The following is a 4,290-nucleotide window of genomic DNA, read 5'->3' as shown; positions in this document are numbered from 1 at the left end:
GTCGCGTGCGCGAGTCGGGCGGCGCACGCGACTGGTCCTGCGAGACCGACCGCGCCCGCTTCATCGGACGGCTGCGCCAGGTCGCCTCGCCCGCCGCGCTCGATGCTCCCGGGCCGCTGTCGGGCACCGTCGGCGCGGTCCTCGACCCGGTCTGCGCGCTGCGCGGGTCGGTGACCGTCGAGCCCGGCGAGACAGCCCGCCTCGCCTTCTCCACCGGCGTTGCCGACGAACGTGACGCGGCGGTGGCCCTGGTCGAGAAGTACGGCGACGCCGCCACCGCGCAGCGCGCGATCGACCTGGCGTGGACCGCCGGCGCCGTGGAGCTGCGCGACCTCGGCATCACCGCCGAGGAGGCCGTGACCTTCCAGCGGCTCGCCTCGCGCCTGCTGCTCACGGACCCGTACTCGCCGCTCAAGATCAAGACGCCGGTCGAGAACGGCCTGCGCATGGACGGCCTGTGGTCGCTCGGCATCTCGGGCGACCTGCCGGTCCTGCTCGTGCGCATCGAGCGGCTCGAGGAGACCTCGCTCGTGCGCCAGGCGCTCCTCGCCCACCAGTACTGGCGGCACAAGGGGCTGGTCAGCGACCTCGTCGTGCTCAACACGCGGCCCACCGGCTACGCCGACGAGCTCGACGAGCGCCTGAAGCTGCTCGTCCGCACCGGTCACGCGCTGCAGCTCGTCGACAAGCCGGGCGGCATCTTCCTGCGCCGCGCCGACCAGATGCACCCCGACGTGCTGAACCTCCTGCAGTCCGTCGCGCGCGCGACGCTGCAGGGTGATGGCGGGCCGATCGCGCTCCAGCTCAACCAGAAGGGGAAGCGGCCGGCCATGCCGCCCACGCTCGAGCCGGAGCGCGAGCCCGCCGACGAGCCCGCGCCGCCCGCTGCCCGCCCCGCGCTCGCGTTCGACAACGGCATCGGCGGCTACGACCTCGAGCGCCGCGAGTACGTGATCACACTCGACGGCGGGCGCACCACGCCCGCCCCCTGGGTCAACGTCATCGCCGGGCCCTCGTTCGGCACGATGGTGACCGAGGCCGGCATCGGCTGCACCTGGTCCGAGAACAGCCACGAGAACCGCGTCACCACCTGGAACAACGACCCGGTGACCGACGGCAGCGGCGAGCAGACCTACGTCCGCGACGAGGACACCGGCGAGTTCTGGTCGCCCACCCCGCTGCCCGTGCGCGGCGACGGCGCGTACACCGTGCGCCACGGCCGCGGATACTCGCTGTTCGAGCACGCCTCGCACGGCATCGCGCACGAACTGGCGTGGTTCTCGCCCCCGGAGGACCCCGTGCGTGTAGCGCGCCTGCGCCTGACGAACACGAGCGGCCGGCCGAGGCGGCTCACCGTGACGCACATGGTCGAGTGGGTCCTCGGCAGCTCGCGGAGCCGCGCGAACCAGCAGGCCGTGACCTGGTGGGACCCCGAAGGCGCGATGCTGACCGCGCACAACCACTACAACTTCGACTTCCCCGGCAAGCCCGCGTTCCTCGCGTGCGACCGCGAGGTCGGCTCGTACACCGGCAGCCGAACCGAGTTCGTCGGGCGCAACGGCTCACCGACCGATCCAGCTGCACTGCACCGCGAGCGCCTCTCGGGGCAGACCGGCCGCTACCACGACAACTGCGGGGCGCTCATGGTGCCCGTCGACCTCGCCCCGGGCGAGACCGCGGACGTGTCGTTCCTCCTCGGCCAGACGACGCTGCTCGAAGACGCGCGCTACCTCGTCGCGCGGTACCGGGAGCCGGGCGCGGTGGAGCGCGCGCTCTCGGGCGCGCGCGCGGTCTGGGACGCGACGTGCGGATCCGTCGAGATCGCGACGCCGGATCCGGCCCTCGACGCGCTGGTCAACGGGCACCTGCTCTACCAGGTGCTCTCGTGCCGGTTCTGGGGCCGCACCGCCACGTACCAGTCATCCGGCGCGTACGGCTTCCGCGACCAGCTGCAGGACTCGCTCGCGCTGCTGCTCGCGAGGCCGGAGCTCGCGCGCGCCCACATCGTCGAGGCCGCCGGCCGGCAGTTCCCGGAAGGCGACGTCCAGCACTGGTGGCAGCCGGTCACGGGCCGAGGCGTGCGCACGCACTTCGCCGACGACCGGAACTGGCTGCCGTTCGTTGTCGCCGAGTACGTGCGGGCGACCGGGGACGCCTCGGTCCTCGAGGAGCGCACGCCGTTCATCGAGGCCCCGCCCGTGCCGCAAGGCTCCGAGGACCTGTACGTGCAGCCGGTGACCTCCGAGCGCTCCGCGACCGTCTACGAGCACTGCTGCGCCGCGCTCGACCGCTCGCTGGGCGTCGGCCCGCACGGCATCCCGCTCATCGGCGCCGGTGACTGGAACGACGGCATGAACCGGGTCGGCCTCGGCGGGACCGGCGAGAGCGTGTGGCTCGGGTGGTTCCTCGACGTGACGATGCGAAGATTCGCGGACCTGTGCGAGCGGCGCGGCGACGCGGAGCGCGCGAGCGGGTACCGGGCGTTCGCCGCCCGGACCATAGCAGCGATCGAGCGCGACGCGTGGGACGGCGCGTGGTACCGGCGCGCATACTTCGACGACGGCACGCCGCTGGGCAGCCGCACGTCGCCCGAGTGCTCCATCGACGCGATCGCCCAGGCGTGGGCCGTCATCTCCGGCGCCGGCGACCCGCGGCGCGCGATGCGCGCGCTCGAGGCCGTGGGCGAGAAGCTCGTGCGCTGGGACGACGGGCTCGTGATGCTGCTCGCGCCCCCGTTCGACCGGATGCCCCAGGATCCGGGCTACATCAAGGGCTACGTGCCCGGGGTCCGCGAGAACGGTGGGCAGTACACGCACGCGGCCGTGTGGGTAGCGCTGGCGTACCTGCTGCTGGGCGACGGCGACGAGGCTCTGGCGCTGCTCGACCTCATCAACCCGGTCAACCACGCGCTCACACCCGAGGCGACCCAGACCTACAAGGTGGAGCCGTACGTGGCGGCCGCCGACGTCTACGCGGTCGGTCCGCACGTCGGCCGCGGCGGCTGGACCTGGTACACCGGCGCCGCCGCTTGGTACTACCGGGTCATCGTGCGAGAACTGCTCGGACTGGACACCGTGGCCGAGGACGGCCGGCGCCACCTCGTCGTCGACCCCTGCATCCCGAAGACCTGGCACGAGTACTCGCTCACGTACCGCTTCGGGCGCACCGTCTACGAGATCGCGGTCGAGAACCCGCGCGGCGTCAACCGCGGCGTGGCCTACGTCGAGCTGGACGGCGAGCGGCTTCCCGAGCCGCGCGTGCCGCTCGAGGAGAACGCCGGCGCCCGCGCCGTGCGCGTGGTGATGCTCGGCGGGTAGCCTGCCGGGCGCGGGCGCGTCAGGCGCGCGCGAGGTCGCGTGCGAGCAGGGCGCCCATCGCGATCGCGGTGGCCGCGAGCATCCAGCCGTAGTCGACGGCGCTGCCGCTGACGTACGTCTCGTTCCACGCCATCCACGAGTAGACGGTGTCGCTGATGGCGAGCAGCAGCAGGCCGCCGCCGACCGCCCACCACTGCCGGGCGAGACGGCCGCCGCCGAGCTTGCCCACGACGAGCAGCAGGAACAGCGCCGGCGCGAGCCCGAACAGGACGTCGAACGTCGGGTAGGCGATGCTGATCGCGCGCTCGGCGAGTGCGGTCTCGGTATCGGCGGCGATGGCGCCGAGCAGCCCCGCCCACAGCCCCGCTGCGGCGGCAGCCGCAGCCGCGACTGACACGATGAGCGGCACCTTCTCGTCGACGAGGCCGCGGTACGCACGCGCCGCAATCACGAGGCCGGCGGCGAGGAACGCGTACTCGGCGAGGTAGAAGACGTCCGGCGCACCCGGATACGGGACCTCGAGCCCGCGGAGCTCGTAGAGCGCCCAGACGATGTCGCCGAGCGCGTAGCACGCCGCGCCGATGCCGATGAGCAGCCAGTACTTGCGGAACGGCTCGCCCTTGGAGAAGCCCAGCGCGGTCCGCAGGACGATGATCGCCGCGATGCCGGTCACGAGGATGCTGCCGAGGTCCGCGATCCACACCCCCGCAAGCTCGCTCGCCTCGCCCGCGGCGCCCAAGGAGGTCTTCCAGAACGCCACCGCCGTGATCGCGGTGAGCAGCGTGAGCGCTGCGGTCCACCACGCGGTGTACGCCGAGACCTTCCCGCCGCTCATACGGCGCCCCTCTCGATCGCGATGATCACGAGGTCGATCGTCGTCCCCGGCGCGACCGGCATCAGGAGCTTGCGGACGCTCTCCTCGAGCCGAGGCAGGTCCTCGCTCGACAGGGTGTCGGCGGTCTTGCCGATGGAC

The 4,290-nt window shown here is 72.7% G+C and carries 2 protein-coding genes; one reads left to right on the top strand and one right to left on the bottom strand.

What is annotated here, in order from left to right; translation table 11 throughout:
* Window positions 1-3,317: hypothetical protein (locus FDZ70_06985; GenBank protein ID TLM75182.1), on the top strand; the 3,317-nt coding region annotated here is incomplete at its 5' end.
* A gap of 19 nt (window positions 3,318-3,336) precedes the next feature.
* On the opposite strand, the gene FDZ70_06980 is transcribed toward FDZ70_06985, so the two are convergent.
* Entirely contained in the window at window positions 3,337-4,152 is an 816-nt protein-coding gene (locus FDZ70_06980; protein TLM75181.1) for a hypothetical protein, read from the bottom strand.
* Window positions 4,153-4,290: the final 138 nt, after the last annotated feature.

This window comes from Actinomycetota bacterium, from assembly GCA_005774595.1.
In the GTDB taxonomy this organism is placed as follows: Bacteria; Actinomycetota; Coriobacteriia; order Anaerosomatales; family D1FN1-002; genus D1FN1-002.
This window is presented reverse-complemented; position numbering and strand designations above follow the sequence as displayed.

Excerpts from the sequence above, each read along its gene's own strand:
- FDZ70_06980 (TLM75181.1), bottom strand. The coding sequence starts at position 4,152 with ATGAGCGGCGGGAAGGTCTCGGCGTACACCGCGTGGTGGACCGCAGCG.